Genomic DNA, 20,136 nt, shown 5'->3' on the forward strand with positions numbered 1-20,136 from the left:
TTTTTGATAAAAATAGGGTATTTTAAAAGACCGATTTTGAGAGGACGAGATATTAAGCGCTATTCTTATGAATTTGCTGAGATTTATTTAATTACAACTTTTCCAAGTTTGAAGATAGATATAGAAAATTACCCTTCTGTGAAACGACATTTGTTAAGCTTTGGTTATGATAGATTGAAGCAAACAGGTGATTTAGGAGCTAGAAAAAAAAGTAACAATAAATGGTTTGAAACGCAAGACAGTATAGGTTATTGGGAGGATTTTTCTAAACAGAAAATAATGTATCCGAATATGACAAAATTTTTACCATTTTACTTAGACAATAAAGAATTTATGCAAAATGATAAATCGTTTATGATTACAGGGGAAAATTTATATTTTTTGAATGCCTTTTTAAATTCGTCTATTTTTAAATATTGTTTTATTGACAACTTTCCTGAATTACAAGGAGGAACTAGAGAAATAAGAAAAATTTTTCTTGATAAAATTCCTGTTATTAAAGTGTCAAATGAAATAAATTTAGATTTCAAGAATTTAGTTGAAGAAGTTCAAAAATTAAAAATGATCCAACAATCAACTAGAAAATTTGAAATGGAAATTGACCAAAAAATTTTCGAATTATATTCTTTGTCAGAAAATGAAAGAAAAGAAATAGGCTTTATTGAGATTGAATAAATTCGATTTCATCATCTGCTAAATCAAATAAACTGTATATCAAAATATTTAATTCATTAACTTCTTTTGTATATTTTTCATTTGAATTTTCTAAGACAATCAAACTCTTTGTTAATTTTATGATTTCTATTTTTTTTTCGACTGACACATTAGGAATTAAAAGATTTCTAACATACAATTCTCGCCATTGATTTGTACCAACACCAGAACTTATGCAGAAAGTGTTAAAATGCCAACTTGTGATGGGATTATTCAAAATGGCACAAATAAATTCTAAGTCATTGCCAGTCATGATGAATGTCCCATTAAGAGCTAAAAAATTATTAGAAATGTCCATTGCAAAACGTCCTTTGTCAGCTAATTCAATCCATATAATTTTCTGTTTAGAAAAATCCTCCATATAAGCACAGTTTCTCAAGTTGTAGGGAGAATCTCCTTTATCAGTACGTTTCTCTAATTGAGGATAAAACTTGTCTAAATGTTTTTTAATAATTGGATAGTTATCAATATCTACAGGTTTTATGCCTTTTTCTTTTATGCCATTATGAGTATTAATCAACCACAAATCAGCAAATTCATAAGAATAGCGTTTAATATCCCTGCCACGTAAAATCGGTCTAATAATTTCGACACTTTTTGGATCTTCTTTTATTAGTTCATCTCTTTTCTTTCTATCAATAATAAAAGCTTCATTATATCCTGTTTTTATACCATAATTTATTTGAATATCCCATTCTTTTAATGGAGTTCCTATTTTTTCTATTTTTGCTTTTATTTTATTTTCGATAGAAGATAAAACTACCCAGCTTTCATTTTTAAAATAAGTTGGCGTTGAATTACTTTTGACAAAATCTTCAAAGAATTCAGAATTAAAATCTTTATTTAGTCTACATGCATTCGTTGGATTTTTGTAATTTGACTTACTTCCAATAAATATATTTGTATCTACTGTTGCAGAATCAAATACTTGTACTCCACCAAAATCAAGAAGCAAAATAGGATTTGTTTTTTCGATAAAATATTTTCTAAGACTTTCTCCGTAGGCAGCACGCATCCATTTGTTTGAGGTTATAAATGTTAGTAAACCATTTTTGCGTAATATATTGAAACCTAATTCATAAAATAAACTATAAATATCTCCAGTTTTTGTGTAGGTTTCAAAATTCATTTTTTCCAAAAAAGCACCATCAGTCCCCATTTTTTGTAATTGAATGTAAGGCGGGTTCCCAATAATAGCATCAAATCCTTCAAAATCTCCATTATTATTCAAAACATCAGGGAACTCAAAACGCCATTCAAAAGCATTTTCATAAACCTTATTACTTTTTATTTCCTCTATTTCGGTTTCAAGTGTTTTTATTTCGACAGTTAATGTATTTACAATTTTGTTCCAAGCAGTTTGCTCTTTTTTGCTTCGCTCAAAAAGTCCAGTTTGTTGGGTGTAATTATAGAGTTCCCCTTTTTTCTTTTCATACTTTAACTTTTTGGGATCATTACTGTTTATTTCGCTTCTGAAATTTCCTTTTATGTCGGCGATTAAACGTTCCATTTCTCGTTTTTGCTCTTTATTTTCGGCATTACGATAGGTGTCAACGGCAAGTTTGTAACTTTCAATATTCCATTTGCTTTGTTTTAATGCTTTTTTCAAATCGGCATCCAATTCGAAACGAGAAATTAAAGAGTTTCCACATTTAATATTAATATCAATATTTGGTAATGTTTCTAGTTCGTTAGTTCCTGTTCTATAATATGCATTTTTAAGTAGCTCTATCCACAATCGCAAACGACAAATCTTTACAGAATTTGGGTTCAAATCTACACCAAATAGACAGTTTTCAATAATAGTTTGCTTTTCGTGAAATAGTGTTTCTTGTATGCGTTGACTTTCTTTATTTTTTGGGTTATATTGAAATGGTACAGCATCTTCATCAGTAACAATTAATTCGTCATTAACTACCTCAAAATGGTATTCTTTGAGTCTGCTACCTTTAGTGTCTTGTAATATTCTTAAATCATTTTTAATAGCAATAATTTCGTTCAAAGCAGATACTAAAAAATGTCCAGAACCCACAGCAGGATCGCAAATTTTTAGGCTGTTAATGATATTATTTGCTTCTTTTCTATTTTCAATTTTATCGTATAGTTCCTCAAATGTGATGCAATTCCAATCTTTAGTTTCGTTGAATTTTTGCACTACTGACCTTCTAATTGTTTCTTTACACATATACATTGTGATGAAACTAGGTGTAAAGAATGAACCGTCTTTATAGCCATTTATTTTTTCAAATATTAACCCAAGAACAGAAGCATTTATTAAGGTTTTATTATCTTCTTCAATATCTTCACTTCCTTCGCTTGCAAAATCATAAGCATCTAAAAATGAGAAAAAATAATTTAGTGAATCTTTTGTTCCCGTTTCTTTTTTGCCATTAGTATCTTTAATGACAGTTGATGGCAGTAATTTTAAAGGAATATGGTCCTCGAGTTGTGAAATAAATAAGGTTTCGTGTTCTAAGTTGGTAGGTTCAAATAATGAGCTATTTAGATATGGTACTTTGGCAAATATAGTTTTGACTCTCTCATTCCTGTCTTCAGGTTTTTTTGCTAAAACTTGAAAAAACAAGCTGTTTAAATTATCGTAATCTGTAATCAAATTGCTATTCAAGAACGAATAACTTTTATCTTTTTTATGATAGGTTATGAGTTGTGCTTCGAGTAATTTCAAAAATAAAATTCGATTTACCCAAGTGATTGTAAGCTCTAAGGCTACTGTAAATAAACGTTCCTCATAGGTGTTTCCATATTGCTTTACATTTTGTAAACGGGATATTTTATCCAGACTATCGAGTTGAATGATTGCATTTTCCAATAATGAACCTGAATTTCGACTGCCTTGTTTTTGTCGCTCAATAAGTTTTTTACCGCCTTCTTTTACTTCGGTTAAACCAATGATATGGAGTAGTTCACTATAAAAGTTTTTGTCTAATGTATTGCTGTCGTTGGTAAAAGATAATTTTAGTAAATTTTCAGGAGAAAGTATTTTGAATAAGGCAACAAGTTTTTTGTCATCTTCTTTATCTTCATTTCGAAGCGGTTTCTCGTATTTACGAATGTCAAAATAGGTAAATTCAATTTTATTTGCGATGGATTCAATAAATGGTTTTGCAATTTCTTTATAGAAGTAGTCAGTAGTATTACCTGATGCTCTACCTTCTTCAAAATCAATAAATTGTTTTGTAAATGATTTGTTTTCAGCAAATAATTTATTGAATAGTTGAGCATCAAAAATAAACCATTCATATATATTGGTAACGACAAGATGTTTTAATTCAGTATTTTTATGAGTAATACGCTCTCTCATATAATACAATATTAATTCCTGTAATGCTTTACCATTAAGGTTATCAACGGTAATCATTTCAGATTTGTTTATGGTACTTTTAGCTTCTATAATAACCCCTACATTAGTTTTGGCATCTTTTCCGTTATGAATTACTAAATCATTGCGTCCTTTGGTATTTACAAAATAGTCAGGGTCGTAGTATGTTTTTTTTAGAAAATCAATAACTAAGTTTTTATGAAACTCTTCACTTTCCTTTTCATTTATAGCATCTAGAATCTTAATCAAATTGGTTTTGAAATTTTCAATTTGAGAACGAATAGGTTTGATTTTTAGGAAGGCTTTATTTAAAGCTTTTCTTGGCTGTAGTAGTTGATTATTCATATTAATTGAAATTGCACTAATTTTTTATATTGTAAAGTAAGTTGATTTTTTTAAGCTTTAAATCATTAGTAAAAATTTATTATTCTCTCAATTTTCCCCATCAACATTTGAAATCTTTCTTCTCTAATTAACGGATGGATGTGCATGGCTAAAATTTCGTTTGCTTGTGGATGGTTTTTAATAGCTGTCAGTTCTTGCTTGATGTATTGTTTTACATCGTCTTCACTCGCTAGTATTTCCTCGACTATTGTTGTTCTATTGTCTATAAGATAGATGATGTCTTCGTAGTCGTGGCTTCCGTAAAAGTCATTTTGTCCCCGGTCTTTAAAAGCTTCTAATTTGGTTGCCAGAAAATAAGGAGATGGTAATATATTGATCTTAATTCCTTCGGGCAATTCTATTTGTTGCAGGTATTTGAATCCGGGCTTGTACCATTTATTGGATATTCCAATACTACTATCATCGGCAGGCATAATGTCTATTGCAATATTTTCAAACTGATAAGAACATATGGATTGTCCTTGAGGATCGGGATAGAAATTAAGCTCAGCTAATCTTTCCTGCATTTGGGTCCATTCATAATAATTAGCTAAATTAATGGTCATGTCTATGTCAGAAGTGGGACGAATTTCTTCTGCAGCCGGGTCATCGGTATATAAGCTAATTACAGCCCCTCCAATAAAGACCATTTTTTCATTTAATTCCTTTAAACCTTTAGCAACTTGAGCTACTAATGCCAGATTGATTATTTTATTGTACATTCAGTATCCTTTTTTCTAATTCACGTTTTGCCATTTCTTTTTCTCTTACTCTTCCCACTCTAATGGCATCGACTAAAGTTAATAATTCGTATAAATCCTTGTCTTTTAATGATGCTGCTACAAGAGTAGGGTATAAAGGTTCTATTGCCTGGCCGCGGTCTGATCCTTTTGCATAAGGCCAAACATAGTTGTCAGTTGCCTGAATAATTTTATTTAAAGGTTCCGCCGAATGAGCTGTTAACATTCCTCTCACTAATGCTCCCGGTTGCTGTGGAAAAGCATAGCCTACACCATGAATTAAGAATTCGTTAAAAGCAATTTTGTTTACTTTTTTTCTGGCATCGTCAATCAGTCCTGCATATTTTGAACGATTTAACGACTGGCTTACTTCAGATTGGCTCATACCTAATTCCTCAGCAATAGTATGATGAAACCAAGGATTTTCACCTAATGCAATGATTTTTAACAAAATTACAATGTCTTGCGGTTTAAGATTATTTTTTGCTTGTGCCATGGTAATATTTCATATTGCGATATGCAATATTAGTTATAAAATTTATAGTAAACAATTTTTTGAAAACATATATCGCATATTGCGATTTGCGATATGTGAAATATTCATTTACTTAAATTTAGAGATTCTTATTATCATAAAGTAAATTATCACGTCTTCTTCTGCCAAATAACTCCACTCAACGACAACTCATTAATATGTTCCTGTTTCCATGAGACATTTGTTCCAAAATCCTGCAAAGAGCAGGAATGTCTAACAGATAAATTCATTAAATCATGGAAAAACAAAGAAAAAAACTTTGGTTGTCAGCTGTGGCTATGCTGTCAGGAATTAGTGCTTTCGCACAAGGAAACGGTTCAGCGGGAATCAATGAAGCGACTCAAATGGTAACTTCTTATTTTGATCCTGCGACAAAGCTTATCTACGCCATCGGAGCGGTAGTTGGTCTAATAGGAGGGGTTAAGGTGTATAACAAGTTCAGTAGTGGAGATCCTGATACCAGCAAGACCGCAGCGAGTTGGTTTGGAGCCTGTATTTTCCTGATTGTATCAGCTACTATTTTACGTTCTTTTTTCCTTTAATCTTTTGACTGATGAGTACTTACAACATCAACAAAGGCATTGGGAGAACAGTAGAATTTAAGGGTTTGAAAGCACAATACCTGTTCCTATTCGCTGGTGGATTGCTTGGGATTCTTATTCTGGTAATGATTTTGTACATGGTCGGGGTCAATTCCTTTGTCTGTCTTTTTCTGGGAGTTGGAGGTGCTTTGCTAATCGTATGGCAGACTTTTTCGCTGAATAAAAAGTATGGAGAACATGGATTGATGAAAATAAGTGCCCATAAACGGCATCCACATTACATCATCTGTCGTAAGTCTGTAGGTCGTTATTTTGAGTTCAAAACTAAATCCAGGAAAGCATGAGGAATAAATCAAAAGCGACTACATTGGAAAGTAAGTTTCCGTTGTTAGCAGTAGAGAATAATTGCATTATATCAAAAGATGCGGATATTACAGCTTGTTTTCGGGTAGAACTACTAGAGCTTTTCACGGTTGCTTCTGCCGAATATGAAGCCATTCATTCCGCTTGGCATAAGGCTATTAAGACTTTGCCTGATTTTACTGTTATACATAAACAGGATTGGTATATCAAGGAAAATTATACTCCTGATATTGCTCAGGAAGATTTAAGTTTTTTAGCAAAATCCTACCAACAGCACTTTAATGAACGCCCGTTTCTGAATCATTATTGCTATTTATTTCTAACCAAAACGACTAAGGAGCGTATGCGAATGCAGAGTAATTTCTCTTCGCTTTGCAAAGGTGTTCTTATTCCAAAAGAAATAAGGGATAAAGAAACAATCCATCGTTTTATGGAAGCCGTAACACAGTTTGAACGAATAGTAAATGACAGTGGTTTTGTAAAACTAGAACGATTAAGAGAAGAAGACATCCTCGGAACAGAGGACAAGCAAGGAATATTGGAACAATACCTAACGCTTTCAAGGGAATATGGAACACCGATGCAAGACATTGCTTTGGGATCAGAAGAAGTACGCATTGGAAACAAAAGACTTTGCATGCACACCTTGTCAGATACAGATGATTTACCCAGTACTGTTTCGGCAGATACTCGTTATGAAAAACTATCAACAGACAGAAGTGATTGTCTGTTGTCTTTTGCTGCACCAGTAGGCTTGCTGTTGAGCTGCAATCACATTTACAATCAGTATCTGTTTCTGGATAACAGCGAAGACAACCTGCGTAAGTTTGAGAAATCAGCAAGAAACATGCACTCATTGGCACGTTACAGCAGAGCGAACCAAATCAATAAGGAATGGATAGAACGCTACCTGAACGAAGCTCATTCTTTCGGGCTTTCTTCTATTCGGGCTCATTTTAATGTAATGGCTTGGTCGGAAGATCCTGCTGAACTAAAACAGATAAAGAATGATACCGGTAGTGCCTTAGCACTGATGGAATGCAAACCAAGGCACAACACCACAGATGTTGCCACACTCTACTGGGCAGGAATGCCGGGGAATACAGGAGATTTTCCGAGTGAGGAAAGCTTTTATACTTTCATAGAACCTGCTCTGTGTTTTTTTACAGAGGAAACCAACTATCAAAGTTCTCCATCACCTTTTGGGATTAAGATGGCTGACCGGCTTACAGGAAAACCCATTCATTTGGATATTTCCGATTTGCCAATGAAGCGTGGAATTATAACCAATAGAAACAAGTTCATACTAGGTCCTTCAGGTTCGGGGAAGTCATTCTTTACCAATCACATGGTTAGACAATATTATGAGCAAGGTGCTCATGTACTGCTGGTGGATACAGGGAACTCTTATCAGGGATTGTGCGAACTCATCAAAGGAAAAACAAAAGGAGAAGATGGTGTTTACTTCACTTATACGGAAGACAATCCTATAGCCTTTAACCCTTTCTATACGGATGATGGTGTGTTCGACATAGAGAAAAGAGAAAGTATCAAAACCTTGATATTAACCTTATGGAAACGTGATGACGAACCACCGACCCGCTCAGAAGAAGTGGCATTGTCTAATGCCGTAAGTGGTTACATCGAACGGATCAAACAAGAGGATGAATCTCCTTCGTTCAATGGATTTTATGAATATGTGAAGGTTGATTACAAAAAGCTACTGGAAGAGAAGCAGGTTCGAGAAAAGGATTTTGATCTTGCCAATTTTCTCAATGTATTAGAGCCTTATTACAAGGGTGGTGAATACGACTACTTACTGAATTCCGCCAAGCAACTAGACTTACTTACTAAACGATTTATTGTGTTTGAAATTGATGCGATTAAAGACCACAAAATCCTTTTTCCGATTGTAACCATCATCATAATGGAGGTTTTTATCAATAAAATGCGTCGTTTGAAAGGAGTACGGAAGTTAATCTTAATTGAAGAAGCCTGGAAGGCTATTGCAAAAGAGGGAATGGCTGAATACATCAAATATCTTTTTAAAACGGTAAGGAAGTTTTTTGGAGAAGCGATTGTGGTAACTCAGGAAGTAGATGACATTATTCAATCGCCCATTGTAAAGGAAAGCATTATCAATAATTCGGATTGTAAAATACTGTTGGATCAGCGTAAATACATGAACAAATTTGATGATATCCAAGCCATGCTTGGTCTCACTGAAAAAGAAAAAGCACAGGTACTTTCCATCAACATGAATAACGATCCCAGACGCTTATACAAAGAAGTTTGGATTGGGTTGGGAGGCACGCATTCGGCAGTATATGCTACAGAAGTTAGTTTGGAGGAGTATTTTGCTTACACCACAGAAGAAACCGAAAAGTTGGAAGTAATGCGTCTTGCCGGAGAACTGGATGGAAATGTAGAACAGGCTATTAAACGGATAGTTCTTCAGAAAAAAGAAAATAAATAATAACCATTTTAAAAATTGAAAATAATGAAAAAGTTAATGTTTATGGTGTCTACAGCGTTGCTATTTGCTGTTACACCAACAGTTAAAGCACAATGGGTAGTAACAGATCCTTCCAATTTGGCTCAGGGTATTGTCAATACAGCAAGACAGATTGTACAGACTTCAACTACAGCTACCAATATGATTAACAACTTTAAAGAAGTGCAAAAAGTGTATAATCAAGGAAAAGAATACTATGATAAACTAAAGGCAGTAAATAATCTGGTGAAAGATGCCCGAAAAGTACAACAGACTGTATTGCTTGTAGGTGATGTTTCTGAGATTTACGTAAAGAATTTTGGGAAAATGATGAACGATCCTAATTTCAATGCACAGGAACTTTCAGCAATTGCTAATGGGTATTCCATTTTACTTAATGAAAGTACAGAACTACTTAAAGAACTCAAACAAATTGTAAATGCTTCTACTTTGTCTTTGAATGACAAAGAGCGTATGGATATTATTGATGGTGTGTATAAGGAAGTAAAAGAGTACCATAATCTTGTACGTTACTTCACAAACAAAAACATTTCGGTCAGTTATCTAAGAGCTAAAAAAGCCAATAATAGCAAAAGGGTATTGGAGCTTTATGGAACTGCTGACCAAAAATATTGGTAATCATGGAATTTACTAATCTTCATGAAGTATTGCGGTCGCTCTATGACGAGATGATGCCACTATCAGCAGATATGGCAGCGGTGGCTAAAAGTCTGGCAGGATTGGGAGCTTTATTTTATGTTGCATTAAAGGTATGGCAGGCACTTAGCAGTGCAGAGCCAATAGATGTTTATCCGCTACTCAGACCTTTTGCTTTAGGACTCTGTATTATGTTTTTTCCAACTATGGTGTTGGGGACACTCAATGCGATTCTTAGTCCAGTAGTAAAAGGGACACATAGTATCTTAGAAAATCAAGTTTTGGACTTGAATGCCTTACAGCAACAGAAAGACCAATTGGAAAGGGAAGCAATGCTTCGCAACCCTGAAACCGCTTACCTAGTTTCAGATGAAGAGTTCGATAAAAAACTTGATGAACTAGGTTGGTCACCTTCAGATTTGGTCACTATGTCAGGAATGTATATGGAAAGAGAAATGTACGGAGTTAAGAAGGAAATTCGTGATGGCTTTCGGGAGTTTTTGGAAATACTGTTTCAGGCTGCTGCACTGGTCATCGATACGATACGGACTTTCTTCCTTATTGTTTTATCCATATTAGGTCCGATAGCTTTTGCCATTTCAGTCTGGGATGGATTTCAGTCCACACTGACGCAATGGTTAACCCGATACATCAGTGTCTATCTCTGGTTGCCTGTTGCCGATCTTTTTAGTGCCATGTTGTCCAAGATACAATCCTTAATACTACAGAAGGATATCGAAAATTTATCAGATCCTAATTTTATTCCTGATTCATCCAACACCGTGTATATCATCTTTATGATTATTGGCATCATTGGATACTTCACTATTCCTACAGTAACGGGTTGGATTATTCAGGCTGGTGGAGCAGGTAATTTTATGCGAAATGTAAACCAAACCGCAACAAAAACTGGAAATATTGCTGGGGCGGGTACAGGTGCAGTTGCAGGTAATATCGGAGGTAGGTTATTGAAATAATAATATTAATCATCAGTAAAATGGAATTTAGAACATTAAGAAATATTGAGAACAGTTTCAAGCAAATCAGACTCTATGCTATTGTATTTGCATTAGTATGTATTGCAGTAACAGGATATGCCGTATGGCAATCTTACCGATTTGCAGAGTTGCAACGACAAAAGGTGTATGTGTTGGACAACGGAAAATCGTTAATGCTGGCTCTTGCACAGGATGCTTCCATCAATCGTCCCGTTGAAGCTCGTGAGCATATACGCCGTTTCCACGAGCTTTTCTTTACCCTGGCACCAGACAAAAATGCTATAGAAAATAATATGAAAAGAGCATTTAATCTTGCAGACAAAAGTGCTTTTGATTATTACAAAGACCTCTCTGAAAAAGGCTATTACAATCGTATTATTTCAGGGAATGTACAACAGCGTATCGAAATAGATAGTGTTGTATGCAACTTTGACAACTATCCTTATGCTGTAAAATCTTATGCTCAGCAATTTATTATTAGATCAAGTAATGTAACCAAGCGTAATCTGGTGACCTCTTGCTACCTCGTGAATTCTGTTCGCTCTGATAACAATCCACAAGGCTTTAACATAGAAAAGTTTAATGTAATTGAGAACAATGATGTAGAAATTATAGAACGTTAAAAACAAAGCATATGGAACATCAATTTGATTTAGACGCATTCTCAAAAATCCTTACTGATAAAGGGTATGACGGTTATTTCCATACAGAGGGCTGTTGTGCAGGTAAACTGAAGGATAGTATCAGTGAATTTTTGAAAGTTTGGGACAATGGTAAAGAAGCTCCATTATTAGCAAATTATCTGCATTTATCTACTTATCTCCAATGGAATGGTGAAGACAGACCCAAGATTGAATGCAATATGTATGTAAAATATGAGAATGGAAAATTCGATTTACAAGAAACAGAAATGTATCTAAGAAGCATTGACCGTTATGGTCAATTACTGAAACAATCTAAACTGATTGCTCTTACAGCAAGTTCTATTCCGACAGTAAAAGAGGCTATTGCTCAAGTGTCAGATAAACCTAAGCAACAGTTGTCTTCTCAAAGCAGGAGGTTTAAACTCCTGAAATCTGATAAAAATTAAAGTATAAAAAAATAAGAGAAAATATGAAAAGGTATTTTGATAAAGTGGATAATCGTTGGCGAGCACTTCCTGTGCGGCAACAGTATAAGTACCTCTTATATTGTTTCCTGAGTTATTTGATTCTAACGATAGTTGTTATTCTAAAGGTTTGGTATGATACAGGAAAAACCAACTATAGCCTGGCTATCGAACACATTGAAAATCCCGTTGAAAAAAAGAAAGAATCCGCTATATCAATACAGGATTCATTGTTAAAATAATAAAAAATAGAAGATATGAAAGAAAGTGAAAACAAAAAAAGTACCGTCTTTGTTACCGATGGTAATTTAAATAAAACTTCAGAGATAGTGCTGGAAAGTAGTATGAATAAAGGCGATAAATTCAAAAAGACAGTCATCTTTGTATTGATGGGGATTGTATTCCTGGGATGTATGTATTTGATATTTAAACCATCCGAAAATAGAAAAAAGACAGAAGATATAGGCTTAAACGATTCTGTTCCTCAGGCAACTGATATCCGTTTACAGGATGATAAGCAAAAAGCTTATGAAGAGGAAATGTTGGAGAAAATGAATCTGGAAAAACAAAATGCGCTAACATCTTTGTCTGACTATTGGAATGAAGACAGCACAAATGAAAATGCTCAGGATGTTTCAGAAAAAAGTGAAGTATATAATAGTTCTTTAAACAATGATAATACTTCTTTGAATAGTTATCGCAATGCTCAGAATACATTAGGGAATTTTTATCAGAGTGATAATTTGGAGACATTGCAATTGCGTAAACAACTAGATGAACTAAAAGAACAATTGGCTAAAAAGAATGAGACACCAATTGATCCTGTGGAAAGCCAACTGGAATTAATGGAGAAGTCCTATCAGATGGCTGCAAAGTATCTTCCAACTAATCTAGTTTCAGGGGAACAGCCAAAGGTAACAACAACAGCTGTTTCAGGTTCATCAAACCAAAAAGAAACTTTTGTTACGTTTACTCCAGCTCATAAAAATGTAGTTTCTTCTTTATATAGAGTTCGCACGGATAGCACATTTATAGCTAATTGGAGTGAAAATCGCAACCGTGGATTTTATACTGTGGGAAAAACTGAAAAGGAAATGCCGCCCAAAAATAGTATCCGTGCTGTTATTCAACAAACACAGCTGGTAACAGGGGAGAGTAGTGTTCGTTTACGTTTATTAGAATCAGCCAAAATAGGAAATCATATTATTCCAAAAGGAAAAGTATTGACTGCAAATTCAAAAATTCAACAGGGACGTCTCCAAATGCAAATTACTTCAATAGAGTTGGAGGGAAGTATCTTCTCCGTTGATATTATAGTGTATGGACTGGATGGACAAGAAGGTTTGTTTGTGCCTTATTCTCCAGAAATGAATGCCCTTACTGAAATGGCAGCTAATATGAGTCAAACCTCTGGCAGCAATATTATGATGACAAATTCTGCAGGGCAACAGATAACAGGAGATTTGAGTCGTGGGCTTGTACAAGGTGTCTCAGGGTATTTTTCTAAAAAAATGAGAACCCCAAAAGTAACATTGAAAGCAGGGCATCAGGTGTTCCTCGTTTCCAAAAAATAAATATTTAATTCTTTAAAATTTTAGACAATATGAAAACAACGATGAAACATATATTAATAGTATTGATTTTAGTATTAGGCTATCAAACTACTTTTAGAGCACAACAGTCAGTTTGTAATACGACAAAGTTAAATTTGGGAAAAATAGAACCGTATCAGATAAAGGTAACTTACAGTAAAACTTCTCACTTGATATTTCCTGCTGCTATCCGTTACGTGGATTTAGGAAGCGATTATCTGGTTGCAGCCAAAGCAGAAGATGCCGAAAATGTATTGCGAGTAAAGGCAGCAGTTCGTGATTTTAAAGAAGAAACTAATTTTTCGGTAATTACCGAAGATGGACGTTTTTATAATTTCAATGTACTTTACAACTCTTTTCCAGTTACTATGAATTACAATCTTTTGGAAATGCAAAAGGGGATAAACAGAGGAAATACTAATGATGTTCTTTTTGAGGAACTAGGAAAAAATTCTCCATCATTAGTAGGCGAGTTATTGGAAACGATTTATAAAAAAGATAAACAGCTTATAAGACATATTAGGGCTAAGAGTTTTGGGATTAAGTTTTTATTAAAAGGAATCTATATTCATGACGATAAATTCTATTTTCATACCGAGATCCATAATTTTACTAATGTGCCGTTCAGAATCGATTTTATTAATTTCAAAGTAGTAGATAAAAAGATCGCTAAACGTACTGTGATACAGGAAAGAACGCTAGTTCCATTGCGAGTCTATAAACCACTGAACGAAATTGCGGGCAATTCAGTAGAACGAAATGTATTTCTGTTGGATCAATTTACTATTGCCGATGACAAAGTACTTTGGATAGAAATTTTCGAAAAGAACGGTGGTAGGCAACAGCTATTACAAATAGAAAATTCTGATTTGGTCAAGGCAAAGCTTATTAAGAATATGAAGTTGAAGATTAATTGATTTTAAAAACTGAAAAAGGGCTGTTTCACAATTAGTGAAGCAGCCTTTTTTCTATTTGTTGAAATATTATTGTTTTTATAACTTGTTTTAAAACAATAATTTAGGTTTTAAAACGTTTTTTGTAAATTAAAAAGTGAAATATAAAAGTACAGCTTATGAATCCAACATTGGTTTTAAGTATTTTAGCTTTGCTAAGTGGTTTTGGTCTTCGTTACTGGATTAACAGAAGAAAATTTTATAGAAGAAGCCCCATGGGAGCCGAAGGTTTTTCGAGTTATGAAAAATCAGTATTGATTTCTTTTTTGGAGCTTACCGGAAAATGGATTGCTTTTATTCTGATTGTTTTTGGACTTTTGTTCTTCTGGGGTTATTCAAGACAAACGAAAGAGAAAGAAAAAGTAGTTTTAATCGAAACACAAAATTCAAAACAATAAAGCGGCGTTCTTTTGCTTCTTTTCTTTGGTCGCTTATTTGGAAAGAAAAGAAGTCGATCAAAAATAAATAATGAGGATAGTGAATATCCTCAAGCAAAACTCACAACCTTTTTGGTAAAATGGGACAATTCACATTTTGACAAAGTGGTTGTATCCTTATACTGAAAAAAGACTTTCCCGACCATCGGAAGGGAGTGTCTTTTTACTTTAATTCGTACTATTAAATCAGCATTAAAACCAAATTAAATAAATACAGAAAAACTTTTTAAAGCTTTTATAAAAATGATATAAATAATAAAGCGGCGTTCTTTTGCTTCTTTTCTTTGGTCGCTTATTTGGAAAGAAAAGAAGTCGGACAAAAGTAAATAATAAGGATAGTAAATATCCTCACGCAAAACTCACAAGCTTTTTGGTAACATGGGAAGATTCGCATTTTACCAAAGTGCTTGCAACACTCTTCTGCAAAAAGACTTTCCCGACCATCGGAAGGGAATGTCTTTTTGCAGCCCGATTTTGAGCTTAGCCAACTGGTACGGGCTGTGACCTAAAATCTTTCAAATTGAGAAAAAAGCCTCTGTATTGGGTTAGCCCGTTGCGAAACAACCCCCATAAAAGAGAACTTCCCATTTGTGCGAGTGCGGAATTGATATACAAATCCTGTTTTTCTAATGCTTCCGCAAGGGAACAACTTGGAGTGTCATCTGTAATTTCGGACTGTCCCAACAGTTCGGGAAATTCTTCGGTCACAAAAGGCAAGTTAGCAACGGTTTCATATTTCTCTGAATTAGGTTGTTTTATATTGCCTATAGAAGATAGTATAACTTGCCCTGTATGTTGGCTATTGCCGAAATCCATCCAATAACGGGGACGATTAGAATAAGCATTGCTGTTGTTGAGTTGTTTCAAAATGTCAGCAATTTCAAAACGAGCCTTTACACTATCCACACAACTAATAAAAATACTTGCTCCTACATTTTCGGGTAATCTTTCCAAACTGTCTTTTTCAAATTTTATGGTTTCCGCTTTCCAGTTTGTACCCGACCAGCGATTGGCGCGGTTTATCAATGCAACCGATTTGTACAGTCCTGTTTCAGAATCTGCAAATCGTTGTCTGCCCAAATTGGCTTCGGTTATTATATCATCATCCCATAGACGAACGTTTAAACCTGCATGACCTAATGCAATAAGACTATGGTTCATTTCAATTAAAGAAGTTAATACTTTTGAACCTGTACCACCTGCACCTATAAGGTTTACTGCTATTGGATTTGTGGGATTTATTAAATAGTTGTCCGTAAAATGGACTTTTGTTTTTTCTAAATTCATGACAATACATCTTTTAAGGTTTTACCACTCTTTTTTAATACTTCTTTAGGGAAAGCTTTATTTGTATTTATAAGACTTTCCCAAAGTGCCACGCAGTTTCCTTTTATCGGGTTATAGTCCTGCATCAAATGACTGAAATAGCTGTTGAAAAAATAACTTTCCCATGCAATTGTAAAATCTTCTAATGAAGCAATTTTCTTCATCTGAACATCTACCGTTCCCATGCACACATTGCCATTTTCATATACATTGAAAAAAGGAGCATGGTATAGTTTTGTATTTTCGTTAGGTCTGCGGTTACTTCCCAAAGCAAAAACAGAAAGACTATTTTTATTTGCTATCCATAACATAGCAGGGATATTTGCCATGCCTTTTGAAATGCCTAAACTTTCTGTAAAATACAGTTCTCTTTGCATGGCTTTGGAAAACCAAATTGCTTTATTTTGAATAGGGTCAATATGTAAAATAGAATTGCTCATTATCCCTTCTGATTTTAAACAAGCTTCTTTTTCTTCTTTTGCTGTCTTCAATGTCTTTGCCAGTTGGTTTGCCTCTCTTACAGTTAAAGGGTGGGCATTAATCGGATTTCCATTTTTATCCATGTCAAAATATTCTACATAGGTGTCTGAATTCATTCCTTTAGTCTGATAGAATACTAATGCAGATTTAGGATAGTATAGCGTTCCAAAATTTTCTGTTATATCGTTCATCACTGTTGTTTTAAAAATTGTTCAGTAGGTATGTCAATTCTTCGATAAGGACAAACAACCTATTTTCAAAATCAAGATTGGTTGTTGTGATGTCACTTCCGTCAAAACGTTTAAGAATACGAGGCTCTTCAATTTGTCCGTATTCTTGTAATTCGCTATTTACACATTGAATAATATTTTCATTCAGCCAACCTTTTCCATCAGCATAAAAGGATACATAGTAATCCATTGTTAAAATGTTTTCTATTTCGTCTTCGTCCACTTCTTCGTTAGGTCTTGCATTTCGAAATACATTTTCATTTGGATATTGCTCTAAAAGGGCATAGGCTTCTTGAGCTAATTTTAAACAATCATGTTCAAATGCGTCTTTGCATTTAAAACGGTTTAATTGTCTTTTGAAAAAAGTTAAATTGGCAATATTGAAGATTTTTTGTTCCATTTTGTCGCCAATCCATTCTGCTTGCTCGAATTCATGCATATAAATGGATGTTTCTTCGGCATCATCATCAGTTAGTAGCCATTCTTTCAACATCTCGTATTGATAATAAAGAAAACTATTTTCCTGTCTGTAATAGGGTATGTTAACGCCATGATAGAGATAACTACAGATCGATAATAAAAGTTGTGCACTATGTTTTCGTTTTCTGTTTTTTAACAAGCTGTACAGCGGTACTATTGGAATATAAAAAAGAGTAGAATTTGTATTGTATCGTTCTTCACTTGTAAAAAAGCTTTTTTTATTATCCTGTACGAGTTTGATTTCTTCCCAATCTCTAACCTTATCTTTTAGTTGTTCTTTGATGTCCCATATAGCCAAAGCGATATTATAGGGAAAGCCAAAAGATTGGGTGTGTATGGGATTAATGTTATAATGCGATGCAAGTTGGGAAAGAGATTGGTGAAAATCTCTTTCCGTTTTTGCTGTTTTCTTACAAGCCTGTGCCGTTTTAGTTTCTGCCAAAACAGGCAGAAACGAAGTTCTTAAAAAACCATTGGTAACATCGGTACTGGTACAGACTGCTGTTTGTCCTTGCGGATTTCGTTTGCATCTTTTGTTCGTTTCATCCAGTTTGCGAACTCGCCTAATTGGCGGTGTAGTTGCTTTTGTTTGGATTCTTTGGGTAGCTGTATCGTACCCGCTATGATATTTGATTGCATAAGTCATGATTTATTGTTTTAGTTTAACCTTTTGTACCTATAGCACTTTCAAAGCGGTATTGTACCGTATCATCATTTATTACTGGAGCAGATACTTTTGCTGTTGTAAGTATGGGATAAGTATTGGAATAAAAGTTTAGTACTGTTTGTACACTCCATTTTGGTTCGGGGTCTGTGAGTTTGATTTCTTGTCCCTTATCGTTAAACAGGAACACTCTTTCTAATTGTGTGGCTAATAACATAATGATTCAATTTAAATTAAACATTTTCTTGTTCTGCTGCGAAAAGGCTAGGGGAAGCGAATTTGTCGGATAGTTCCTTTTTACGTTTGTTTATGGCTTCGGCATATTCAGGATAATCGTTAGGATTAGGTACTTTCATCCAGGCATCACGAGGTTTGCCATCGTTGTCCAATTCATCAGCCTTTGCCATAGCTTCTTTGTATTTCTTTTCTTTTTCGTCCTTTGCTTTTTTCTCCTTATCGGTTTTTTCCTTTTCCATTGCCGATTGTTTTTGGGCATTTTCCAATTGCTTCATATAGGCTTCCATATTGACCATTAAACCCGAAGCAGTTTGTAAGGGTACTGCAATACTTTCAATAAATCCCTCGTCTAGTTCTTCTGCTGTCCCTCTAAGATTAAGAGGTGGGATTAATTGTTTGGCATTGTCTCCACATTGTTCATTTTGGAGTAAAATAGAAACGACCAGTTTGTTTTCTACTCCTCTTGATATGGTTAGCTGTAAATCGCCAGTGATTTCTAATTCTGCTATCTGATTGAAAAAATTAGTGTTCATCTTTTAAATTTTTAAAGTGTTGTTTAATCCGTTTTTAATTACCGTTAATTTTTCGTGCATATCCAGCCAATAGGCTTTTTGTCTTTCATTGAAATCTGAAAAATCGTTACCCTCCTGTTGATAGTCTTTGTATTCTGCCGTTATTTTGATGGCTTCATCAAGGTCGGATACCTCAATAGTGCAACCGTTCAAATCAATTACTTCCATTCATCAAAAAATTTATGTTGATAGCGTTCGCACCAATTTTTGCAAATGAACTACACAGTTCAAATGCTTTTTGTGACTTTATTTGTGCTGTACCCCCTAATACAATGGATTGTAGTTTGGCTTCATCATCCTTATAATTGCGTACATTTTGGTAGTAGCCAGTCACAGCGTTATAAGCCCCAAATAAAGTTCCTTTTGTGGTTTCCATCTGTTGGGTGTCATTAGTCATTGCATAAGCAAAAGCACTTTCAACAGTATTTTTGAACACGGTGGATATTTCGTCTTCATTCCCTTTTTTGATATGCTCTAGGGTTTCTTTATTGGGACAAAGTGCCAACTGTATCAATTTTTCAACCTCCTTATCACTTACTTTTACTTTCGCCCAGTCATTAAAGATGTTTTCTAATTGGTTGCTAAACTCGTTAGCCAATCCCATTACTTTGTGGGCATTGTCCAAACGTTGTTTAGCTCCCGAAGTATGGCGGATGCGTACCACGTTACTCATATTGCGAAGTGAAGCGTTAAGCGTATTTTGGCAAACAATTCGAACAGGGGTAAAGGCTGCGGTAATACTTCCGCTACCATCGTGCGAAGTGGTGAGGAAAATATATTTTTCCGTTACATCATCGCCATTACCCACACGGATATAATCAGGCAGTTTTGCAGTTATGAAAATACGCTCTCCATTACCTAAAGCCCCTGCGGTCTCGTATAAGATTCCGTCAGTACCTCCTACGATAGCATCAAAAAAACTAAAAGCCTCCCGATTTTGTACAATATGGTAGTCTTTGCCTACCACACCCAAAACAGTGTTATTGTCAGTGCGCATAGTAGCAAAATAATTAGGTACGTTTAGTTCGTTGTCTCTAATTTCTGTGGTGTTTGTGTTTTCAATAATCCCTGAACCTTTTGTGTATAGCTGACTTTTGATTACTTCATAATCCAGTCCTGCGTGTTGGATTGCTTCTGCACTTGTGGGATAATCTTGTACAATTTGTCCTAAACCGTGCCATGCTTTTTCCTGAACGCTTAAAAAAGAATAACGTCCAGTTTCTTCGTTGAAATTTAAATTATGTGCCATGATATTGAGATTTTAAAATTTGAAAAAGATTAAATGAATTA

At 34.4% G+C, this 20,136-nt stretch carries 21 protein-coding genes; 11 read left to right on the forward strand and 10 right to left on the reverse strand.

Annotated features, from left to right (window positions below):
* Nucleotides 1-3 precede the first annotated feature (3 nt).
* Nucleotides 4-675 carry a TaqI-like C-terminal specificity domain-containing protein gene (locus tag AC4FRF_RS06495; protein WP_491158676.1) on the forward strand — a complete coding sequence of 224 codons (672 nt, stop codon included), beginning with the start codon at nucleotides 4-6 and terminating at the stop codon, nucleotides 673-675.
* On the opposite strand, the gene AC4FRF_RS06500 is transcribed toward AC4FRF_RS06495, so the two are convergent.
* The 3 genes from AC4FRF_RS06500 to AC4FRF_RS06510 all read right to left on the reverse strand — a co-directional run bounded on the left by AC4FRF_RS06500 (nucleotide 659) and on the right by AC4FRF_RS06510 (nucleotide 5,674).
* A complete protein-coding gene (locus tag AC4FRF_RS06500) occupies nucleotides 659-4,399 on the reverse strand; it encodes a DUF7149 domain-containing protein (RefSeq protein ID WP_491158677.1) in 3,741 nt (1,246 codons plus the stop codon). The genes AC4FRF_RS06495 and AC4FRF_RS06500 overlap by 17 nt on opposite strands.
* A 65-nt stretch (nucleotides 4,400-4,464) precedes the next feature.
* Entirely contained in the window at nucleotides 4,465-5,160 is a 696-nt protein-coding gene (locus AC4FRF_RS06505; RefSeq protein WP_491158678.1) for a hypothetical protein, read from the reverse strand.
* A complete protein-coding gene (locus AC4FRF_RS06510; RefSeq protein ID WP_491158679.1) occupies nucleotides 5,150-5,674 on the reverse strand; it encodes a hypothetical protein in 525 nt (174 codons plus the stop codon). The genes AC4FRF_RS06505 and AC4FRF_RS06510 overlap by 11 nt, the downstream gene beginning before the upstream one ends.
* A gap of 275 nt (nucleotides 5,675-5,949) precedes the next feature.
* Here AC4FRF_RS06510 and AC4FRF_RS06515 point away from each other — a divergent pair, with 275 nt between their 5' ends.
* The 10 genes from AC4FRF_RS06515 (at nucleotide 5,950) to AC4FRF_RS06560 (ending at nucleotide 14,818) form a co-directional block, all read left to right on the forward strand.
* The gene (locus AC4FRF_RS06515) at nucleotides 5,950-6,255 is read left to right on the forward strand and encodes a DUF4134 domain-containing protein (protein WP_491158680.1); all 306 of its coding nucleotides are present in this window, start codon (nucleotides 5,950-5,952) and stop codon (nucleotides 6,253-6,255) included.
* An 11-nt stretch (nucleotides 6,256-6,266) separates the two neighbouring features.
* The gene (locus tag AC4FRF_RS06520) at nucleotides 6,267-6,599 is read left to right on the forward strand and encodes a DUF4133 domain-containing protein (RefSeq protein WP_491158681.1); all 333 of its coding nucleotides are present in this window, start codon (nucleotides 6,267-6,269) and stop codon (nucleotides 6,597-6,599) included.
* Nucleotides 6,596-9,094, forward strand: coding sequence for a TraG family conjugative transposon ATPase (locus tag AC4FRF_RS06525; RefSeq protein WP_491158682.1), 2,499 nt, complete (start codon nucleotides 6,596-6,598; stop codon nucleotides 9,092-9,094). Before AC4FRF_RS06520 ends, AC4FRF_RS06525 begins: the two co-directional genes overlap by 4 nt.
* A 24-nt stretch (nucleotides 9,095-9,118) precedes the next feature.
* Nucleotides 9,119-9,751 (forward strand): DUF4141 domain-containing protein, encoded by a 633-nt coding sequence (locus AC4FRF_RS06530; RefSeq protein ID WP_491158683.1) that lies wholly within the window; start codon nucleotides 9,119-9,121, stop codon nucleotides 9,749-9,751.
* 2 nt (nucleotides 9,752-9,753) lie between these two features.
* Complete coding sequence (gene traJ / locus AC4FRF_RS06535; RefSeq protein WP_491158684.1) at nucleotides 9,754-10,746, forward strand: conjugative transposon protein TraJ; 993 nt, start codon at nucleotides 9,754-9,756, stop codon at nucleotides 10,744-10,746.
* Nucleotides 10,747-10,766: 20 nt separating this feature from the next.
* Nucleotides 10,767-11,390: a conjugative transposon protein TraK gene (gene traK, locus AC4FRF_RS06540; RefSeq protein ID WP_491158685.1), complete on the forward strand. Its 624-nt coding sequence runs from the start codon at nucleotides 10,767-10,769 to the stop codon at nucleotides 11,388-11,390.
* A gap of 11 nt (nucleotides 11,391-11,401) precedes the next feature.
* A complete protein-coding gene (locus AC4FRF_RS06545; RefSeq protein WP_491158686.1) occupies nucleotides 11,402-11,857 on the forward strand; it encodes a hypothetical protein in 456 nt (151 codons plus the stop codon).
* 275 nt (nucleotides 11,858-12,132) lie between these two features.
* Entirely contained in the window at nucleotides 12,133-13,449 is a 1,317-nt protein-coding gene (traM, locus tag AC4FRF_RS06550; protein ID WP_491158687.1) for a conjugative transposon protein TraM, read from the forward strand.
* 29 nt (nucleotides 13,450-13,478) lie between these two features.
* On the forward strand, nucleotides 13,479-14,384 hold the full coding sequence (traN, locus tag AC4FRF_RS06555; RefSeq protein ID WP_491158688.1) for a conjugative transposon protein TraN: 906 nt from the start codon (nucleotides 13,479-13,481) through the stop codon (nucleotides 14,382-14,384).
* A gap of 155 nt (nucleotides 14,385-14,539) precedes the next feature.
* A complete protein-coding gene (locus tag AC4FRF_RS06560) occupies nucleotides 14,540-14,818 on the forward strand; it encodes a molybdenum ABC transporter permease (protein ID WP_491158689.1) in 279 nt (92 codons plus the stop codon).
* A 519-nt stretch (nucleotides 14,819-15,337) separates the two neighbouring features.
* Here the strand turns inward: AC4FRF_RS06560 and AC4FRF_RS06565 are convergent.
* Genes AC4FRF_RS06565 through AC4FRF_RS06595 form a run of 7 tightly spaced genes read right to left on the reverse strand, consistent with a single transcriptional unit; the run spans nucleotide 15,338 to nucleotide 20,095 of the window.
* Nucleotides 15,338-16,144 (reverse strand): PRTRC system ThiF family protein, encoded by an 807-nt coding sequence (locus tag AC4FRF_RS06565; RefSeq protein WP_491158690.1) that lies wholly within the window; start codon nucleotides 16,142-16,144, stop codon nucleotides 15,338-15,340.
* On the reverse strand, nucleotides 16,141-16,854 hold the full coding sequence (locus AC4FRF_RS06570) for a PRTRC system protein B (RefSeq protein WP_491158691.1): 714 nt from the start codon (nucleotides 16,852-16,854) through the stop codon (nucleotides 16,141-16,143). Before AC4FRF_RS06570 ends, AC4FRF_RS06565 begins: the two co-directional genes overlap by 4 nt.
* A gap of 10 nt (nucleotides 16,855-16,864) precedes the next feature.
* Nucleotides 16,865-18,019: a hypothetical protein gene (locus AC4FRF_RS06575; protein ID WP_491158692.1), complete on the reverse strand. Its 1,155-nt coding sequence runs from the start codon at nucleotides 18,017-18,019 to the stop codon at nucleotides 16,865-16,867.
* Nucleotides 18,020-18,035: 16 nt separating this feature from the next.
* Nucleotides 18,036-18,254 carry a PRTRC system protein C gene (locus AC4FRF_RS06580; RefSeq protein WP_491158693.1) on the reverse strand — a complete coding sequence of 73 codons (219 nt, stop codon included), beginning with the start codon at nucleotides 18,252-18,254 and terminating at the stop codon, nucleotides 18,036-18,038.
* Between the two features lie 16 nt (nucleotides 18,255-18,270).
* Nucleotides 18,271-18,807, reverse strand: coding sequence for a PRTRC system protein E (locus AC4FRF_RS06585; protein ID WP_491158694.1), 537 nt, complete (start codon nucleotides 18,805-18,807; stop codon nucleotides 18,271-18,273).
* 3 nt (nucleotides 18,808-18,810) lie between these two features.
* A complete protein-coding gene (locus AC4FRF_RS06590) occupies nucleotides 18,811-19,014 on the reverse strand; it encodes a hypothetical protein (RefSeq protein WP_491158695.1) in 204 nt (67 codons plus the stop codon).
* Nucleotides 19,001-20,095, reverse strand: a complete 1,095-nt coding sequence (locus AC4FRF_RS06595) for a DUF932 domain-containing protein (RefSeq protein WP_491158696.1) — start codon at nucleotides 20,093-20,095, stop codon at nucleotides 19,001-19,003. The genes AC4FRF_RS06590 and AC4FRF_RS06595 overlap by 14 nt, the downstream gene beginning before the upstream one ends.
* Nucleotides 20,096-20,136: the final 41 nt, after the last annotated feature.

Source organism: Flavobacterium sp. ST-158 (genome assembly GCF_058309975.1).

Excerpts from the sequence above, each read along its gene's own strand:
- AC4FRF_RS06590 (WP_491158695.1), bottom strand. The coding sequence starts at position 19,014 with ATGGAAGTAATTGATTTGAACGGTTGCACTATTGAGGTATCCGACCTT.
- traK (WP_491158685.1), top strand. The coding sequence starts at position 10,767 with ATGGAATTTAGAACATTAAGAAATATTGAGAACAGTTTCAAGCAAATC.
- AC4FRF_RS06505 (WP_491158678.1), bottom strand. The coding sequence starts at position 5,160 with ATGTACAATAAAATAATCAATCTGGCATTAGTAGCTCAAGTTGCTAAA.
- traN (WP_491158688.1), top strand. The coding sequence starts at position 13,479 with ATGAAAACAACGATGAAACATATATTAATAGTATTGATTTTAGTATTA.
- AC4FRF_RS06565 (WP_491158690.1), bottom strand. The coding sequence starts at position 16,144 with ATGAATTTAGAAAAAACAAAAGTCCATTTTACGGACAACTATTTAATA.
- AC4FRF_RS06525 (WP_491158682.1), top strand. The coding sequence starts at position 6,596 with ATGAGGAATAAATCAAAAGCGACTACATTGGAAAGTAAGTTTCCGTTG.
- AC4FRF_RS06530 (WP_491158683.1), top strand. The coding sequence starts at position 9,119 with ATGAAAAAGTTAATGTTTATGGTGTCTACAGCGTTGCTATTTGCTGTT.
- AC4FRF_RS06560 (WP_491158689.1), top strand. The coding sequence starts at position 14,540 with ATGAATCCAACATTGGTTTTAAGTATTTTAGCTTTGCTAAGTGGTTTT.
- AC4FRF_RS06545 (WP_491158686.1), top strand. The coding sequence starts at position 11,402 with ATGGAACATCAATTTGATTTAGACGCATTCTCAAAAATCCTTACTGAT.
- AC4FRF_RS06515 (WP_491158680.1), top strand. The coding sequence starts at position 5,950 with ATGGAAAAACAAAGAAAAAAACTTTGGTTGTCAGCTGTGGCTATGCTG.
- AC4FRF_RS06595 (WP_491158696.1), bottom strand. The coding sequence starts at position 20,095 with ATGGCACATAATTTAAATTTCAACGAAGAAACTGGACGTTATTCTTTT.
- traM (WP_491158687.1), top strand. The coding sequence starts at position 12,133 with ATGAAAGAAAGTGAAAACAAAAAAAGTACCGTCTTTGTTACCGATGGT.
- AC4FRF_RS06500 (WP_491158677.1), bottom strand. The coding sequence starts at position 4,399 with ATGAATAATCAACTACTACAGCCAAGAAAAGCTTTAAATAAAGCCTTC.
- AC4FRF_RS06570 (WP_491158691.1), bottom strand. The coding sequence starts at position 16,854 with ATGAACGATATAACAGAAAATTTTGGAACGCTATACTATCCTAAATCT.
- AC4FRF_RS06575 (WP_491158692.1), bottom strand. The coding sequence starts at position 18,019 with ATGACTTATGCAATCAAATATCATAGCGGGTACGATACAGCTACCCAA.
- AC4FRF_RS06580 (WP_491158693.1), bottom strand. The coding sequence starts at position 18,254 with ATGTTATTAGCCACACAATTAGAAAGAGTGTTCCTGTTTAACGATAAG.
- AC4FRF_RS06520 (WP_491158681.1), top strand. The coding sequence starts at position 6,267 with ATGAGTACTTACAACATCAACAAAGGCATTGGGAGAACAGTAGAATTT.
- traJ (WP_491158684.1), top strand. The coding sequence starts at position 9,754 with ATGGAATTTACTAATCTTCATGAAGTATTGCGGTCGCTCTATGACGAG.
- AC4FRF_RS06510 (WP_491158679.1), bottom strand. The coding sequence starts at position 5,674 with ATGGCACAAGCAAAAAATAATCTTAAACCGCAAGACATTGTAATTTTG.
- AC4FRF_RS06585 (WP_491158694.1), bottom strand. The coding sequence starts at position 18,807 with ATGAACACTAATTTTTTCAATCAGATAGCAGAATTAGAAATCACTGGC.